At 45.0% G+C, this 16,149-nt stretch carries 16 protein-coding genes; 13 read left to right on the top strand and 3 right to left on the bottom strand.

Annotation, left to right across the window (positions count from 1 at the left end):
• Positions 1-12: 12 nt before the first annotated feature.
• From J7623_RS17500 to J7623_RS17560, 13 genes are all read left to right on the top strand, one after another.
• The gene (locus tag J7623_RS17500) at positions 13-201 is read left to right on the top strand and encodes a hypothetical protein (RefSeq protein ID WP_291922702.1); all 189 of its coding nucleotides are present in this window, start codon (positions 13-15) and stop codon (positions 199-201) included.
• A gap of 66 nt (positions 202-267) precedes the next feature.
• A complete protein-coding gene (nuoF, locus tag J7623_RS17505) occupies positions 268-1,626 on the top strand; it encodes an NADH-quinone oxidoreductase subunit NuoF (RefSeq protein ID WP_291922705.1) in 1,359 nt (452 codons plus the stop codon).
• An 89-nt stretch (positions 1,627-1,715) separates the two neighbouring features.
• A complete protein-coding gene (locus J7623_RS17510) occupies positions 1,716-2,804 on the top strand; it encodes a 2Fe-2S iron-sulfur cluster-binding protein (protein ID WP_291922707.1) in 1,089 nt (362 codons plus the stop codon).
• A 21-nt stretch (positions 2,805-2,825) separates the two neighbouring features.
• Positions 2,826-3,869, top strand: a complete 1,044-nt coding sequence (gene nuoH, locus J7623_RS17515) for an NADH-quinone oxidoreductase subunit NuoH (protein WP_291922709.1) — start codon at positions 2,826-2,828, stop codon at positions 3,867-3,869.
• 51 nt (positions 3,870-3,920) lie between these two features.
• Complete coding sequence (nuoI, locus tag J7623_RS17520) at positions 3,921-4,424, top strand: NADH-quinone oxidoreductase subunit NuoI (protein WP_291922711.1); 504 nt, start codon at positions 3,921-3,923, stop codon at positions 4,422-4,424.
• 53 nt (positions 4,425-4,477) lie between these two features.
• Positions 4,478-4,978 (top strand): NADH-quinone oxidoreductase subunit J, encoded by a 501-nt coding sequence (locus J7623_RS17525; RefSeq protein ID WP_291922713.1) that lies wholly within the window; start codon positions 4,478-4,480, stop codon positions 4,976-4,978.
• 59 nt (positions 4,979-5,037) lie between these two features.
• A complete protein-coding gene (nuoK, locus tag J7623_RS17530; protein WP_079469422.1) occupies positions 5,038-5,355 on the top strand; it encodes an NADH-quinone oxidoreductase subunit NuoK in 318 nt (105 codons plus the stop codon).
• Positions 5,356-5,409: 54 nt separating this feature from the next.
• Positions 5,410-7,308 carry an NADH-quinone oxidoreductase subunit L gene (gene nuoL / locus J7623_RS17535; protein WP_291922715.1) on the top strand — a complete coding sequence of 633 codons (1,899 nt, stop codon included), beginning with the start codon at positions 5,410-5,412 and terminating at the stop codon, positions 7,306-7,308.
• Between the two features lie 33 nt (positions 7,309-7,341).
• Entirely contained in the window at positions 7,342-8,778 is a 1,437-nt protein-coding gene (locus tag J7623_RS17540) for an NADH-quinone oxidoreductase subunit M (protein ID WP_291922716.1), read from the top strand.
• A 68-nt stretch (positions 8,779-8,846) separates the two neighbouring features.
• On the top strand, positions 8,847-10,220 hold the full coding sequence (locus tag J7623_RS17545) for an NADH-quinone oxidoreductase subunit N (protein ID WP_291922717.1): 1,374 nt from the start codon (positions 8,847-8,849) through the stop codon (positions 10,218-10,220).
• A gap of 182 nt (positions 10,221-10,402) precedes the next feature.
• The gene (locus J7623_RS17550; protein ID WP_291922718.1) at positions 10,403-11,680 is read left to right on the top strand and encodes an ABC transporter permease; all 1,278 of its coding nucleotides are present in this window, start codon (positions 10,403-10,405) and stop codon (positions 11,678-11,680) included.
• Positions 11,681-11,727: 47 nt separating this feature from the next.
• Positions 11,728-13,041 carry a gluconate:H+ symporter gene (locus tag J7623_RS17555; protein WP_291922719.1) on the top strand — a complete coding sequence of 438 codons (1,314 nt, stop codon included), beginning with the start codon at positions 11,728-11,730 and terminating at the stop codon, positions 13,039-13,041.
• A 46-nt stretch (positions 13,042-13,087) separates the two neighbouring features.
• Positions 13,088-14,191, top strand: coding sequence for a D-TA family PLP-dependent enzyme (locus J7623_RS17560; RefSeq protein ID WP_291922720.1), 1,104 nt, complete (start codon positions 13,088-13,090; stop codon positions 14,189-14,191).
• Positions 14,192-14,301: 110 nt separating this feature from the next.
• Here J7623_RS17560 and J7623_RS17565 read toward each other — a convergent pair whose 3' ends face one another.
• From J7623_RS17565 to J7623_RS17575, 3 genes are read right to left on the bottom strand one after another with little or no spacing between them, the layout of a single operon-like run.
• Entirely contained in the window at positions 14,302-14,691 is a 390-nt protein-coding gene (locus J7623_RS17565) for a hypothetical protein (RefSeq protein WP_291922721.1), read from the bottom strand.
• A 57-nt stretch (positions 14,692-14,748) separates the two neighbouring features.
• A complete protein-coding gene (locus tag J7623_RS17570) occupies positions 14,749-15,471 on the bottom strand; it encodes a hypothetical protein (RefSeq protein WP_291922722.1) in 723 nt (240 codons plus the stop codon).
• A 54-nt stretch (positions 15,472-15,525) separates the two neighbouring features.
• Positions 15,526-16,149, bottom strand: a complete 624-nt coding sequence (locus J7623_RS17575) for a rhomboid family intramembrane serine protease (protein WP_291922723.1) — start codon at positions 16,147-16,149, stop codon at positions 15,526-15,528.

The following is a 16,149-nucleotide window of genomic DNA, read 5'->3' on the forward strand; positions in this document are numbered from 1 at the left end:
AACAACACATTCATGCGTTTAAAGGAAATGTATCAGCGCCACAAGCTGCAATTTGTTGAAGCACTATTGCTGATGGGTTTACTCACAGCATTATGGCGGATCGACAACTGGTTTGTTTCCTTTATTTGTGGTGTTAGCGCCGGCCTGCTGTTTTACAGACTGGCAGACCGCATTTCGCAACACGGCATACGTAAGGCATAAAAGATATACACAAAAATCTGTTGATGGGACCGGGTATACCGGCACCATTACACCATAAGGAAGACAATGGGACGCAAATTACTGTTAGATAAAGCACATATTGAAGGCATCCGGTACTACGACACCTACCGGGCCAACGGCGGTTATGCGGCAGCTGAAAAGGCGCTGAAAACGATGGGGCCGGACGGCGTACTGGAAGAAGTGAAAAAGAGCGGCCTGAGAGGTCGTGGTGGTGCAGGGTTCCCTACCGGCATGAAATGGAGTTTCATCGCCAAACCAGAAGGTGTTCCCCGTTACCTCGTTTGTAACGCGGATGAATCAGAACCCGGTACATTTAAAGACCGCTACCTGATGGAGTTTATCCCACATCTCCTCATCGAAGGACTCCTCATCTCCAGCTTTACCCTCGGTGCTAACAGTTGCTATATCTACATCCGCGGTGAATACGCCTGGATTCCGGAAATCCTGGAACAGGCCATTGCAGAAGCAAAAAATAAAGGCTGGCTGGGTAAAAATATCCTGGGTACCGGTTTTGACCTGGAAATATATGTACAACGCGGTGCAGGCGCTTATATCTGCGGTGAAGAAACTGCCCTGATTGAATCCCTGGAAGGTAAACGCGGTAATCCACGTATTAAGCCACCATTCCCGGCGGTGAAAGGATTATGGCAATCTCCTACTGTAGTAAACAACGTTGAAACACTTGCAGCTGTAGTTCCTATCGTGAACATCGGCGGTGATGAATATATTAAATATGGCACCGGCAAATCTACCGGTACCAAACTGATTTCTGCCTGTGGTAATATCAACAAACCCGGTGTATATGAAATTGAAATGAATATCTCCGTAGAAGAATTTATCTATTCTGATGAATACTGCGGTGGTATCAAAAATAATAAACGCCTGAAAGCCTGTATCCCCGGTGGATCTTCTGTTCCGGTGTTACCAGCTAACCTGCTGCTGAAAACAGCGAAAGGTGAAACGCGCATGATGACTTACGAAAGCCTGGCAGATGGCGGATTTGCTACCGGTTCCATGTTGGGATCAGGTGGTTTTATTGTGATGGATGAAGACCAGTGCATTGTACGTAACACTCTCACCTTTGCCCGCTTCTATCACCACGAAAGCTGCGGTCAGTGTAGCCCTTGCCGTGAAGGTACCGGCTGGATGAAGAAAGTGCTGCACAACATTGAATACGGTAAAGGCAAAATGAGTGATATTGATTTGCTGTGGGATATTCAACGCAAAATTGAAGGAAATACGATCTGCCCGCTTGGTGATGCAGCAGCATGGCCGGTAGCAGCAGCTATCCGTCACTTCCGCGATGAATTCGAATGGCATGTGGCTAATCCACAGGAATCACAGACCCGTAATTTCGGATTGGCGCATTATGCAGATCCGTTACCAACACCAGCTGCCGTGTAATGTGGATTAACAAACCAATGAATAGTAAATAAGATACAAAATCATAAACTTTGCTTCGTAGCTAGCCTGCAGGCAAAAACTATAATAAGATGGCGGAGGAAAAAAAATTATTTAAGGTTAAAATCGATAACATCTCTGTAGAGGTGGAACCCGGTACAACCATACTGAACGCGGCCAGACAGATAGGAGGAGAAATAGTGCCGCCAGCCATGTGTTACTATTCCAAGCTGCAGGGTAGCGGTGGTAAATGCCGTACCTGCCTGGTAAAAGTATCCAAAGGTTCAGATGCCGATCCGCGCCCTATGCCTAAACTGGTGGCCAGCTGCCGTACTACCGTGATGGATGGTATGGAAGTAGCCAACATCACTTCTCCGGAAGTATTGGACGCACGTAAAGGAGTAGTGGAATTCCTGTTGCTAAATCACCCGCTGGATTGCCCGGTATGTGATCAGGCCGGGGAATGCCACCTGCAGGATCTGAGCTACGAACACGGTGCAGACGCTACCCGCTACGAATTCAAACGCAGAACTTTTGATAAAGTAGACCTCGGCGATCATATCAAATTACACATGACCCGTTGCATCCTTTGCTACCGTTGTGTGTACACCGCTGATCAACTCACTGAAAAACGTGAACACGGGGTGTTGGGCCGTGGAGATGCTTCCGAAATCAGTACTTACATCTCCCAATCCCTGGATAATGACTTTATCGGTAACGTGATCGATGTATGCCCGGTAGGCGCATTAACAGATCAGACCTTCCGTTTCAAAAATCGTGTATGGTTCCTGAAACCGGTAGATGCGCACCGTGACTGCGAAAATCCTAAATGCTGCGGTAAAACAGTATTGTGGATGCGCGGTGATGAAGTATTCCGTGTAACAGCCCGCAAAGATAAATACGGCGAAGTAGAAGCATTTATCTGCGATACCTGCCGTTTTGATAAAAAAGAGGCGAAAGACTGGATCATTGAAGGTCCACGCAAAATTGAACGTAACAGCGTTATTTCTCAGGGTCACTATGTGAATACCGTGAAACCTAAAGATGCGCTGGTGGAAGTATTGGATGGAAGACAACCTAAACTGGTGTTTAATATTCACTCTGAAAGCCAGGTAAACAGACCGGAGATAGATCTTTCTAAGATCCCCGGCCCGGCTCACTCTGATGATTTTAAGAAGTAACAATCGTAATTACGTGTAAGTATGACCTTATTAAGCATAGATTGGTTTTTTATAATTGAAAAAGTACTCCTGATATCAGTGGTACTGGTGCTTTCACTGGTAGTGGCTATGTATTCTACCTGGGGCGAAAGAAAAGTAGCGGCATGGATCCAGGATCGTTTGGGTCCTAATCGTGCAGGTCCGATGGGACTGTTACAGCCGCTCGCTGATGGTGGTAAACTCTTCTTCAAAGAGGAAATTATCCCTACTAATTCCAGCCGCTTCCTCTTTATCCTGGGACCATCTATTGCTATGATGGTGGCCTGTATGACCAGCGCTGTAATTCCCTGGGGCGATAGCCTGGTAATTGCCGGTCGTACTATTTCCCTGCAAATCGCTGATGTAAACATTGGTATCCTCTTCATCTTCGGTGTAGTGAGCATGGGTGTGTATGGTATCATGATTGGTGGATGGGCATCTAACAACAAGTTTTCCCTGTTGGCATCTATTCGTGCGGCTTCCCAGATTATCTCTTATGAGTTGCCTATGGGCCTGGCTTTGATTGCCCTGCTGATGTTAACCGGCTCCCTGAGCTTAAAAGATATCGTGGAGCAACAGCGCCACGGCTTGTGGAACGTGGTGTATCAGCCGCTGGGTTTCTTTATCTTCCTGGTATGTGCTTTCGCAGAGTGTAACCGCGCTCCTTTCGATTTACCGGAAGCGGAGAACGAGTTGAATGGTGGTTATCACCTGGAATATTCTTCTATGAAACTGGGTTTCTTCCTGTTTGCGGAATATATCAACATGTTTATCAGCTCTGCCCTGATTTCTACCATGTACTTCGGTGGCTATGCCTTCCCGTATATGGATAAACTGGGCCTGGATGGTAACTTGCTCACCATTCTTGGATTCCTGGCGTTGTTTATTAAAACACTTGGTTTCATATTTTTCTTTATGTGGGTGCGCTGGACTGTTCCGAGATTCCGTTATGATCAGCTGATGCGTTTGGGTTGGAAAATCATGATTCCACTGGCATTGGCGAATATGCTGATCACAGGAGCTTTAATACTGGCACGTCAACATTAATATCATCTAATTAAATACACACCTTGGTGTGGATTAAATAAAGCATTTATTATGCAAGCATTAACAAACAGGGCAAAAGCAGTAGATCGCCGGCCAATGAGCTTCGCGGAGAAGTTGTATATCCCGGCTATTGCAAAAGGGATGGGTATTACTTTCAAACACCTTTTTCAACGCAAGGCAACAGTAAGTTTCCCTGAGAAGAAACGAGAGTTTAGCCCGGTGTTCCGTGGTTTACATGTTTTGAACCGGGACGAAGAAGGACGTGAAAGATGTACTGCCTGCGGATTGTGCGCGGTAGCCTGTCCTGCTGAAGCCATTACCATGGAGGCAGCAGAAAGAAAACCAGGAGAAGAAAACCTGTACAGGGAAGAGAAATATGCGGCGAAGTATGAAATTAATATGCTGCGTTGCATTTTCTGTGGTTTTTGTGAAGAAGCCTGTCCTAAAGATGCGGTATATATGTCTGAAACCTTTGCTCCTGCAAACTATCAGCGTAAAGGGTTTATCTATGGAAAAGATGACCTGTTGATTCCTCATCCGAAAGAGAACAAATAATATTATTCACAGCGCACATTTAGCTAAAAATACAATAGTCAAACATAGCAGAGATGGGAATGAGTATACAACAAATAATTTTCATGGTGCTGTCGGTCATCGCGCTGGTATCAGCGTTGGGCGTGGTATTGAGTAAGAACCCTGTGACGAGCGTATTGTGCCTGATCGTAACATTCTTTACCATTGCCGGGCATTATATCATGCTGAATGCGCAGTTTCTGGCAGTAGTGCATATCATTGTATATGCGGGTGCTATCATGGTATTGTTCCTGTACGTGATGATGCTGATGAACCTGAATGCTGAACTGGAGCCGCAGAAACGCAACTGGCTGAAATATGCAGGAGCTATCAGCGGTGGTGCTTTACTGGTAGTATTGGTAGCCGCGCTGCGCGATGCCAGTATGCCGGCGCTGAGCACACAGGCTACTGAAATTGGTTTGATCCAAAACCTCGGTCAGTTGCTGTTCAAACAATACGTAGTACCATTTGAAGTGAGCAGTATCCTGTTCCTCAGTGCAATGGTGGGAGCCGTAGTAATTGGTAAAAAAGACTAGCAATATATGGATATACGGGTCTCTCCGTAATTCGTAATTCGTAATTCGTAATTTATTTTATGCCTGTTCAATATTACATATTCCTGAGTATCGCCTTGTTTTGCATAGGTGTGATGGGTGTACTGATGCGCAGAAATGCGATCATTATTTTTATGTGCATAGAGCTGATGCTGAATGCGGTGAACCTGTTGATGGTATCCTTCTCCAAAATGTGGGCAGATGCAGGCAGGGTAGATGCCGGATCGGCGCAGCTGTTTGTATTCTTTATTATGGTGGTAGCGGCTGCAGAAGTGGCGGTAGGATTGGCTATCATTACGATGGTCTACAGAAATACACACTCAGTAGATATTAACATTCTTAACAGGCTGAAAAATTAATAATTCTGCTTTCTTAATTATTAACTTTTTCGACGTCGTAAATAGAATTGATAAATGATTAATCTAGTTTGGCTGGTACCATTTTTACCATTATTAGGTTTCCTGGTGAATGGATTGGGACGCAGATTTTTATCCAAGTCCCTGGTAGGATTTGTTGGCAGTGGCGCTGTACTTGCGTCCTTTGTGATTAGCTTATTAATATTCCTGGAAGTGAAAACTCCGGGATTTTCCGCACAGGTAGTTACCCTGTTTGATTTCATTAATGTAGGTTCCCTGCATATTCCTTTTGCTTTCCAGGTAGATCAGTTGAGTGCCTTGTTCCTGCTGGTGATCACCGGCGTAGGTACCCTGATTCATATCTACTCCACTTCTTACATGCATGATGAAAGCAACGAAAGCTTCGCCAGGTATTTTGCTTACCTGAACCTCTTCGTTTTCTCCATGCTGATCCTGGTGTTGGGTGCCAACTATGTGATGATGTTTATTGGTTGGGAAGGTGTAGGTCTTTGCTCTTACCTCCTGATTGGTTTCTGGTTTAAGAATACCAGCTACAACAACGCCGCCAAGAAAGCATTTATCATGAACCGTATTGGTGACTTAGGTTTCCTGATCGCCATCTTCTTTATGATCATGCAATTTGGAACAGTTACTTTCCCGGATGTATTTGCTAAAGCAGCGCCACTGGGCATGAATAACGGTATTCTCACCGCTATTGCCATGTTGCTGTTTGTAGGTGCGATGGGTAAATCTGCCCAGATCCCTTTATATACCTGGTTACCGGATGCGATGGCGGGTCCTACTCCTGTATCTGCCCTGATCCACGCGGCTACCATGGTGACTGCCGGTATTTATATGATTGCACGCAGCAACGTAATATATACCCTGGCACCACATATCCAAACCGTGATTGCTATCATCGGTCTGGCTACGGCTTTATTTGCTGCCTCTATTGCGTTAAAGCAAAACGATATTAAAAAAGTACTGGCTTATTCTACGGTGAGCCAGTTAGGTTATATGTTCCTGGCCCTCGGCGTAGGTGCTTACGGAGCGGCTGTGTTTCACGTGATGACACACGCCTTCTTTAAAGCGCTGTTGTTCCTGGGTTCCGGTTCTGTGATTCATGCTATGGGTGGAGAGCAGGATATCCGGAAAATGGGTGGACTGAAAAAATTCATGCCTACAACAGCCTGGACATTCCTCGTAGGCTGTCTGGCAATTGCAGGTATCCCCGGCTTCTCCGGTTTCTTCTCGAAAGATGAGATCCTGGCGCAGGCATATGCCAATAACCCGGTATTATATGTATTGGGCCTGATTGGTGCGCTGATGACCGCCTTCTATATGTTCCGTTTATACTACATTACTTTCAGCGGTAAATTCCGTGGTACACATGACCAGGAACATCACCTGCATGAAAGTCCTTCTGCTATTACCATTCCATTGGTAATACTGGCAGTGCTGTCTGTAATAGGTGGTTATGTAGGTTTACCGGAAGTATTTGGAACGAAGAACCTGCTGGCAGAATACCTGGCGCCGGTTTTTGCGCCTTCTGCTCCTTTTGCAGTACCGCATCACCTGTCACATGGTACAGAGTGGCTGCTGATGGGTGTGAGCAGTGCATTGGTAATTGTATTCATCCTGTTTGCACGTCAGAAATTTGCGAACTATGAAGATGCTGGTACAGAAAGTACCGGTTTTGCCAAAGTGCTCGAAAATAAATGGTACATAGACGAATTGTATGATACTATCATCGTTAAGCCACTCTACGAATTAGGCCGTTTCTTCCGTGATACCGTGGAAAAAGCAGGTATCGACAGGTTGGTAAATGGTATAGGCCGTGGTGTACAATTGGGCGGACAGCGTATCCGGTTGTTACAAAGTGGCCAGGTAGGATTTTACATCTTTGCCATGGTGATTGGTATGATCGTATTATTTGTGATCGGATTCTTATTATAAACCAATAGCAGAAGTTACAAGCGCAGATAAATTATGTTGACAGTTTTATTAATATTGATTCCTTTCATAGCGGGCCTTATCGCATTTGGTCTGAAGGGGTCCGGGCCAAAGGTACTGGGCATCATTTCATCACTGGCAACAGTGGTGATATCAATTGGAACGTGGTGTACCTTTCGTACTACTCCTGATAGTCTGAACTTCGTTGCAGATTGGATCCCGCAGCTTGGAAGTCAGTTCAGGGTGGGGTTAGACGGAATGGCAGTAATGCTATGCTTACTTACAGCAGTAGGTTTTCTGTTGATTTTCATTACTATTTACAGTCGTAACTATGAAAATCCGGGTTCTTTCTATGGCTTGATGCTATTGGCGCAAGCTGGTTTGATGGGGGTGTTTACCGCATATGATGCCTTACTGTTTTATGTCTTCTGGGAGCTGGCATTGATACCGGTATATTTCCTCTGCTCTATGTGGGGTGGAGAAAAACGTATTGCTGTTACTTTCAAATTCTTCATTTATACTTTCCTGGGTTCTCTGCTGATGATGGTAGGTATTATCTACCTCTATTTCCAGACTCCGGACCATAGTTTCAGCTGGACAACTTTCAGTAGTCTGCCACTGGTTCCGGAACAACAGAAATGGTTGTTCTGGGTCTTCTTTATTGCCTTTGCTATCAAGATGCCGGTGTTTCCATTTCACACCTGGCAGCCGGATACTTATGAACAGTCTCCCACGCCGGTGACAATGATCCTGTCTGGTTTAATGGTGAAAATGGGATTATTCGGATTGATTCGCTGGTGTTTGCTGCTGGTTCCCCAGGGAGTTGGTATGTGGGCTGATGTGGCGATCGTGTTGTGTATTATCGGCATTATTTACGCATCTGCTATTGCAATGGTGCAGAATGATCTCAAGCGTTTGATTGCCTATTCTTCCATCGCCCATATTGGTTTGATGTGTGCTGCTATATTTGCAGATAATGAGCAAAGCCTGCAGGGAGCACTTGTACAGATGTTCAACCACGGGATTAATATTATTGGCCTGTGGATAATCGTAGATGCAATTCAGCAACGCCTTGGAGTAAAGAATATGGATCAGCTGGGCGGCATAGCCCGGAAAGCACCACGTATGGCGATCTTCTTCGTTATTATCTGTCTTGCTAATATTGGTTTACCGCTTACGAATGGTTTCATTGGCGAGTTCCTGATGTTCAGCGGATTGTTCCAATATAATCACTGGTTCATGGCCTTTGCCGGATTGGGAATTATTCTTTCTGCAGTATATACCCTGGGTATGATCCAGAAAGTAATATTCGGAGAAAGTAATGACTTAACCGAAACTACTACTGATCTGCAACCGGGAGAAACGTTGGCCCTGAGCCTGATAGTGATGATGATCCTTGTACTGGGTGTATATCCTAAACCGATGCTGGATCTGGTGAGTAGCACCACCGAGGTATTCAATAAAGTATTTTGATATCCGGGAGTATGAAAACGGAATTTCAGAAGAGAAAAATTTGTAACGGGGTTTTGTAACGCAAAAATATGAATGCACTAATTTCTACTGCTTTATCGGGCGTTGTACTGATGTTTGTTGGTTTATTTGTACGCAATAAGCAGCATATTAAATTTTTTGCCATCGCGGCCATCCTGATAGCATTTATTGCTAACCTGGCACAGTATCCGTCTGTGGAACTTGGCGGATATGTAATGTACGGCATGATTGAAGTGACCAAATTTGGGGTGATATTCAATGCAGTAGCGTTGGGAGCCACCTTGTTATATTTCCTGTTATCCGGCAGTGAGTTTGAAAAAGTGGGAGAGCATGTAGGTGATTATTTTGCACTTATTTTCTTCATCCTGGCGGGTATTACCCTGGCGTCTTCTTTCAGCAACCTGCTGATGTTGTTCCTGGCCATCGAAATCATGTCTATCCCTCAGTACATACTGGCTGGGGCAGATAAGAAGAGCCTGAAAAGCAATGAAGCATCGCTGAAATATTTCCTGATGGGATCTTTCTCTACTGGTATCCTGCTGATGGGTATAACCCTGATTTATGGCGCTGCCGGTACCTTTGATCTTTCCGGGTTAGGAGTAGGCGCAGGAAGCGTGCATCCGCTGGCGTTATGTGGTATTATTCTTATCGTATTTGCATTATCATTTAAAGTGTCTGCGGCACCGTTTCACTTCTGGACACCAGATGTATACGATGGTTCGCCTACCGTGTTCACCTCTTTCATGTCTACCATTGTGAAAGCGGGTGCTTTTGTAGCTTTCCTGCGGATGTTCCACACTTCTTTTGCAGGGGGCAGCATCAGCCAGCACTGGACTTTAATATTATCTATCATCACCGCCGTTACCCTGGTTATCGGTAACTTCAGCGCAGTATTTCAGCAGAGTGTTAAACGTATGCTGGCTTACTCCAGTATTGCCCAGGCAGGTTTTATGCTTTTTGCAGTAGTAGCGATGAATAATCTGGGCGGACAAGGCATTGTGTTGTATGCCGCTGCTTATAGCATTGCTACCATCGGCGTGTTTGCAGTATTGATGAAACTGAAAGATTATACCTTCGAAGGATTCAATGGCCTGGCACGTAAGCAGCCTTTACTGGCAGCAGCTGTGGCAGTATTCATGTTTTCACTGGCAGGTATTCCTGTAACTGCAGGTTTCTTTGCGAAATATTTTGTGTTGTCTGCTGCTATCCAACACGGTCATTTACTGTGGCTGGTGATTATTGCAATACTCTGTGCAGCTATCAGCGTATACTACTATTTCCGCGTGATTATCGCGATGTATTTCAAAACCGGTGAGCCGGAAGTTGAGCCGGTATCTGGTGGCTTTAAAGCTGCCCTGATACTCACCATTGCATTGGTGCTGGTGTTGGGATTATTCCCTAACCTGCTGCTGTGCTGGATCTAGAAAAAGCAGAAAGCGTAAAGCAGAAAGCAAAAAGCTATTAAAGCGAATGACCGAAGCGGCTTCGGTCATTCGCTTTAATAGCTTTTTGCTTTCTGCTTTACGCTTTCTGCTTTATGCCGTTCATCCCAAAACAGATGGATTAAATAGGTATATTACATTAACTTTATAGGTAACCCTTCATTATGCAATCAAAAGATATTTTTTCACTGGCATATCGTTCTGTAACTGGGAATAAGTTGCGTACAGGTCTTACTGTGGCTATTATCGCATTAGGTATTACGGTGCTGGTAGGCATTCTGACTGCAATAGACAGTATGAAGAGCAGTATCTACAGCAGTTTCGCCAGTATGGGAGCCAACAGCTTTTCGATCCGTAACCGGGGCATGCAGGTGCATATTGGGGATGATAACAGCAAAGCGTCTAAGGGCAACAAGAATATTAAGAAGGTAAAAAAATCCAATAGTAATAAGACGATCACTTACCAGGAAGCCATTGCTTTCCGCGATCGCTATCATTTTCCGGCTATTGTAAGCGTTTCTTTTCAAGCTTCGGGTATTGCCACCATTTATAAAGATGAAAAGAAAACAAATCCTAATGTGCAGGTAATTGGAGGAGATGAACACTACCTGGAGATTTCCAATTATGAGATCGCCCAGGGAAGGGATTTTAACCAGTTGGATGTGGAATCTGGCAGAAACGTAGCCATTTTGGGGAAGGATGTGGCGGAGAAAATATTTGGTAAGGAGATGAAGAACGTGGTGAATAGCAGTATCCGGGTGGGAGATATCCGTTATCGCGTAATAGGAGTGTTAGCAAAGAAGGGAAGTAGTAAAATGATGAGTGCGGATAACGTGGTGATTACTACTGTGAATAATACACGCAGAGTGTTTAACCGTCCTAATGCCAGCTACCAGATAGGGGTGAGTGTAAAAGATATCAAGCAGATGGATGCCGCGCAGGGAGAGGCTACCGGGCTTTTCCGGGTTATCCGTGGATTGGCGGTGAATGAAGAAGATAACTTTATGATCAGTAAAAGTGATAGCATTGCTGAAATGTTATTTGCCAGCCTGAGCAAGGTGAATTTGTTGGCCATTGTTATAGCGTTTATTACGTTATTGGGTTCTGCCATTGGGTTAATGAATATTATGCTGGTGTCTGTAGCGGAGCGTACCCGTGAAATAGGCGTTACAAAAGCATTAGGTGCAACCAGTCATGTAGTGCGCACCCAGTTCCTGTATGAATCTATTATCATCAGTGTAATGGGGGGAGTAATAGGCGTTATTATGGGAATGTTGGCAGGCAACATTGTTTCGGCCCTGTTGAATTCTTCTTTTATCATCCCGTGGTTATGGATTTTTATCGGGGTGAGTATCTGCGCTGCGGTGGGACTGGTATCGGGTCTTTATCCGGCCTATAAGGCTTCTAAATTAGATCCTATCATTGCCTTGAGATACGAATAATATTTCATTATCTTGTTGTTTTCCGTGTTCATGTAAAACAGTAAGCTATGCCCTTATTGATCGTTATTGCAGCTATTATTTTACTGGTAATACTGGTAACCTGGTTGCGCTTGAATACCTTCCTTTCTTTCCTGGTTGTGTCTATACTGATGGGGTTGGCGTTACATATGAGTGTAACGGACATCACCCAGTCTATTCAAACCGGTATTGGCAAAACGTTGGGATCCCTGATTGTGGTGATTGTGTTTGGGGCTATGTTAGGAAAGCTGGTGGCGGAAAGTGGAGCCGCGCAACAAATAGCCGGCAAACTAATGAACCTGTTCGGTCCTAAATACGTGCAATGGTCGCTGATGCTTACCGGCTTTATAGTAGGTATTCCCCTGTTTTATACCATTGGATTTGTATTGATGGTGCCGCTGATTTTTACTGTGGCAGCGCGCACTAAATTGCCGGCGGTATACCTGGGTATTCCGATGCTGGCCTCTCTTTCTGTTACACATGGTTATTTACCGCCGCATCCGTCTCCTACTGCATTGGTAGCGCAGTTTCATGCCAATATGGGGATGACGCTGGTATTCGGAATAATAGTAGCGGTGCCGGCCATCATTTTGGCGGGACCGGTGTTTTCCCGTTTTCTTAAGCAGTATGAAACGCCGCCCGGAAAATTATTTGTGGCGCCCCCGGTTCCGGAAGAGCAGCTGCCAGGACTGTTTATCAGCCTTTTTGCGGCATTGTTGCCGGTATTCCTATTGGCGGTAACGGCCGTCGTTAAATTATATACGAAAGAGGGAGAAGTAATATTCCAGGTAGCTAATTGGTTGGGAGACCCCTTAATTGTGATGTTGCTGGCAGTATTGAACGCGATGGTGTTATTAGGTTTAAGGAGGGGAATGCCAGCAAAAAAAATACTGGGTTTTATGGATGACGCGGTACGGGATGTGGCGGTGATCATCCTGATTATAGGTGGTTCCGGTGCGCTCACGCAGTTGCTGCATGATAGTAAAGTAAGCAGTTATATTGCTGAAACGCTGCAAAACCTGCACCTGCATCCGTTGCTATTGGCCTGGGGTATTGCCGCAATTATCAGGGTTTGTATCGGGTCTGCTACGGTGGCAGGATTAACCACTGCGGGTATTGTGGCGCCCATGATAGCTGCTTCCGGTGTAAATCCCAACCTGATGGTGCTGGCCACCGGTGCTGGCAGCCTTATGTTTTCTCATATCAATGATGCCGGTTTCTGGATGTTCAAAGAATACTTTAATTTGTCAGTGAAGGATACCATCAAAACATGGTCGGTGATGGAAACAATTGTTTCGGTAACAGGATTAATCGGGTGTTTGTTGTTAAGTATGGTGGTATAACGGAGATGTATATACGTAAAAATAAATAGCCTCTAAATATTTTTTCATGGAATGGTATCAGCTCACAAACGCAGCGCAGGTGGATTCTCCTGCTGTTGTTGTTTATAAAGACAGGGTAATAGAGAACATTGCATTGCTAAAAACAATGATCGATGACATACAACGGTTACGCCCACACGTAAAAACAAACAAGATAGCGGAAGTCGCGCAGCTCATGCAGGACGAAGGAATAAAGCGTTTCAAGTGCGCGACCATCGCCGAGGCGGAAATGCTGGGTATGACAAAGGCGCCCGATGTCTTAATGGCATATCAGCCGGTAGGCCCAAAAGTGGTGCGCTTACTGGAGTTGGTACAGAAATATCCGCAAACATCCTTCTCATGTATTACTGACAGTGCAGACGCGGCTTTAGCTATCAGCGATGCTTTTGCGGCGCAGGGACGTCGGTTGCCGGTATACGTGGATTTGAATGTAGGTATGAACCGCACCGGTATTAAGCCCGGGCAGGCAGCATTGGAACTGTACCAATACCTGCATACGCTACCGGGTATTATTCCCGTGGGACTTCATGTATACGATGGGCATCTTCATGATACGGACATCACTATACGAAAAGAAAAATGCGATACCGCATATGCACCGGTGGCAGCGCTGGCAGCACAGATTACAGCCAGCGGTCTTCCGGCGCCGGTAATTGTTGCCGGTGGCAGCCCCACCTTCCCGATACATGCGCAAAGAAAGGATATTCAATGCAGCCCCGGTACCTTTATTTTCTGGGATTGGGGATATGGCCGGAATTTACCGGACCAGCCGTTTAAATGGGCGGCATTGGTGATCAGCCGGGTGATTTCTGTGATTGATGAAACGCATATCTGCCTGGACCTGGGACATAAATCAGTAGCTGCTGAAAATCCACAGCCAAGGGTACACTTTCTTAATGCGCCAGCGGCAACACCGGTATCTCAAAGTGAAGAACACCTCGTGTTGCAGGTAGCTGACTCGTCACAGTATCCGGTAGGTACTTTATTTTATGGAGTACCGCTGCATATTTGCCCCACAGTAGCACTATACGAAAAAGCATATGTAACGGAAGGGAATACAGTAATTGCGAACTGGCGCATCGTAGCGCGTGACAGGCAAATTATTTTGTAAGCATAAAGCATAAAGCAGAAAGCAAAAAGCTATTGAGGCGATTGATCTAAGCGAGTATAATATCCGTTTTAATCAATCGCCTCAATAGCTTTTTGCTTTCTGCTTTATGCTCAATAATATAATTGCGACAACACATCCGTTTCATCATACGACTTGGGTTTCAACCCCAGGTATTCTGTGTACTGTGTGAGTGTAAACAAAGGTTTTAATTTTGCGTGCAAACCATTTTGTATGCTGTTCATTTTGGTGGTATAAGCTTTCTCATTACTTTGTTGCAAGGACTGCAGGGCTACTTTTTGCCGGAGGTATCCGGTTACAATGTTCAGTAATTTAGGCTTTTGTACGGCCGTTAATGATAACGATTTATCCAGCTTACTGACAATGGAACTGGCAGTACCTTCTATATTCATGGTTGGCGCCTGAAACAATGTATTCATCGCCAATGCGGTATAGGAAAAAAAGCATACCAGCAAGAGTCCTGAAGCGATCAGTTTTTTCATGTGTAGCGTGGATTTAGATGTTGTTGGTGATAGCTATTTAAATATATTAAATAGTCCCTATTGCATCACCATTTTCACGTATTGAATTTGTGTGTTGCCTTCTTCATCAATAGTGATGTATTCAGACAGGATGGTTTTATTATTTATCCATTGCACCATGCCGGGGCCCCAATCGGTCAGGCTTGCTTCTCCCACTGGCTTTATATCGTTGTTATCCACGGAAAATAATTGAAATCCATTCGGATCAAAGGCTGCTACCAGGTCCATTGAAGCAGTGAGAATATATTTTTTGTCAGGGGAAATATAGGGTGCTGACCAGGTCATCATGGAATCACCATTCACAGTGTTAACCAGTTCAAAGGCACTGCCTTCATAGTAGGTAACGAAAAATCCTTTTCTTTTAATAGATGGATAATTAGCGGCAAAAGTATATCCGATATAATCTTCTCCTTCGCTGTTGTTGTTGGCCATCACTCTTTGCTTGCCATTGGCCAGCTGAATGGTTAGTTTGGTGCCTTCTCTTTTTACGGCAGTATCTTTGGCGAGTACGTCGGTTTCAACAGAATCTACTGCAGGGAAAGGATATTTATCAAAGTCAGCTTTCTCAATAAAGTAAACGAAGAAAGTTTTATTGCCTAACTGAACGGTATCGTCCGGAATACTATGAATAGCGGGAGGGGTAGAATCGTTGGCGGCGGTTGCATTACCTGCCTGCTTATTCTTGCACCCCACCACCAGTATGGCAGCAGTATACAGGAGGAACCAAAACTTATTCATCATCTTTTGTCGCATTTAAGTATACAAATGTAAGTATTTAGACTTTTGGGAAGGCGGCTAAGCGGATAGTCTTTCTCCATCTGTTTTTGTTAACGTGAAGAAGAGCAGATATCCGAGAAGCGTGCCACTCAGAAAGCCGGCCAAATGTGCCGCGTTATCTACTCCCTGCGAGATAACGGCAGCTATTACGTTTAAAGCTATAAATAAGCCGATATAAGCCAGTAATGCCTGTCGTACCTTCCGGTGGAAGAGAGGGGTGGTCAGCAGCGCCATAAACACTCCGAAAATGCCGAAAATGGCCCCTGAGGCACCCACGCCCACTGCACTTTTATGGCACCAGATACTCACATAATCTGAAATAATACCGGTAAGGAGGTACGCCATTCCATAACGAAGGCTTCGTAACACAGGCTCCAGGAAAAAGCCACCAATGAAAAGTCCCAGCATATTGGTGATAAGGTGCCATAATCCTACGTGTAAAAACATACTGCTTAATAAGCGCCAATACTCCCGCTGGCCAACGGTTAGCGGCCAATAGTTTGCACCGGTATGCAGTAATTGAGCGCCATCTCCAAGCCATATATCCATGCCTGTTATAGCGGTATATCCGAACACCCCGATGTTTATTCCTATTACCACCAGCGTAACCGGCATTAATTTGAGTCGGTCTGTGATTTTCAT

The organism is Chitinophaga sp. (assembly GCF_017745275.1).
GTDB lineage: Bacteria > Bacteroidota > Bacteroidia > Chitinophagales > Chitinophagaceae > Chitinophaga.

What these genes read in the sequence shown, in the direction of transcription:
- J7623_RS17500 (WP_291922702.1), top strand. Translation starts at nt 13, where the DNA reads ATGCGTTTAAAGGAAATGTATCAGCGCCACAAGCTGCAATTTGTTGAA.
- nuoF (WP_291922705.1), top strand. Translation starts at nt 268, where the DNA reads ATGGGACGCAAATTACTGTTAGATAAAGCACATATTGAAGGCATCCGG.
- J7623_RS17510 (WP_291922707.1), top strand. Translation starts at nt 1,716, where the DNA reads ATGGCGGAGGAAAAAAAATTATTTAAGGTTAAAATCGATAACATCTCT.
- nuoH (WP_291922709.1), top strand. Translation starts at nt 2,826, where the DNA reads ATGACCTTATTAAGCATAGATTGGTTTTTTATAATTGAAAAAGTACTC.
- nuoI (WP_291922711.1), top strand. Translation starts at nt 3,921, where the DNA reads ATGCAAGCATTAACAAACAGGGCAAAAGCAGTAGATCGCCGGCCAATG.
- J7623_RS17525 (WP_291922713.1), top strand. Translation starts at nt 4,478, where the DNA reads ATGGGAATGAGTATACAACAAATAATTTTCATGGTGCTGTCGGTCATC.
- nuoK (WP_079469422.1), top strand. Translation starts at nt 5,038, where the DNA reads ATGCCTGTTCAATATTACATATTCCTGAGTATCGCCTTGTTTTGCATA.
- nuoL (WP_291922715.1), top strand. Translation starts at nt 5,410, where the DNA reads ATGATTAATCTAGTTTGGCTGGTACCATTTTTACCATTATTAGGTTTC.
- J7623_RS17540 (WP_291922716.1), top strand. Translation starts at nt 7,342, where the DNA reads ATGTTGACAGTTTTATTAATATTGATTCCTTTCATAGCGGGCCTTATC.
- J7623_RS17545 (WP_291922717.1), top strand. Translation starts at nt 8,847, where the DNA reads ATGAATGCACTAATTTCTACTGCTTTATCGGGCGTTGTACTGATGTTT.
- J7623_RS17550 (WP_291922718.1), top strand. Translation starts at nt 10,403, where the DNA reads ATGCAATCAAAAGATATTTTTTCACTGGCATATCGTTCTGTAACTGGG.
- J7623_RS17555 (WP_291922719.1), top strand. Translation starts at nt 11,728, where the DNA reads ATGCCCTTATTGATCGTTATTGCAGCTATTATTTTACTGGTAATACTG.
- J7623_RS17560 (WP_291922720.1), top strand. Translation starts at nt 13,088, where the DNA reads ATGGAATGGTATCAGCTCACAAACGCAGCGCAGGTGGATTCTCCTGCT.
- J7623_RS17565 (WP_291922721.1), bottom strand. Translation starts at nt 14,691, where the DNA reads ATGAAAAAACTGATCGCTTCAGGACTCTTGCTGGTATGCTTTTTTTCC.
- J7623_RS17570 (WP_291922722.1), bottom strand. Translation starts at nt 15,471, where the DNA reads ATGATGAATAAGTTTTGGTTCCTCCTGTATACTGCTGCCATACTGGTG.
- J7623_RS17575 (WP_291922723.1), bottom strand. Translation starts at nt 16,149, where the DNA reads ATGAAAATCACAGACCGACTCAAATTAATGCCGGTTACGCTGGTGGTA.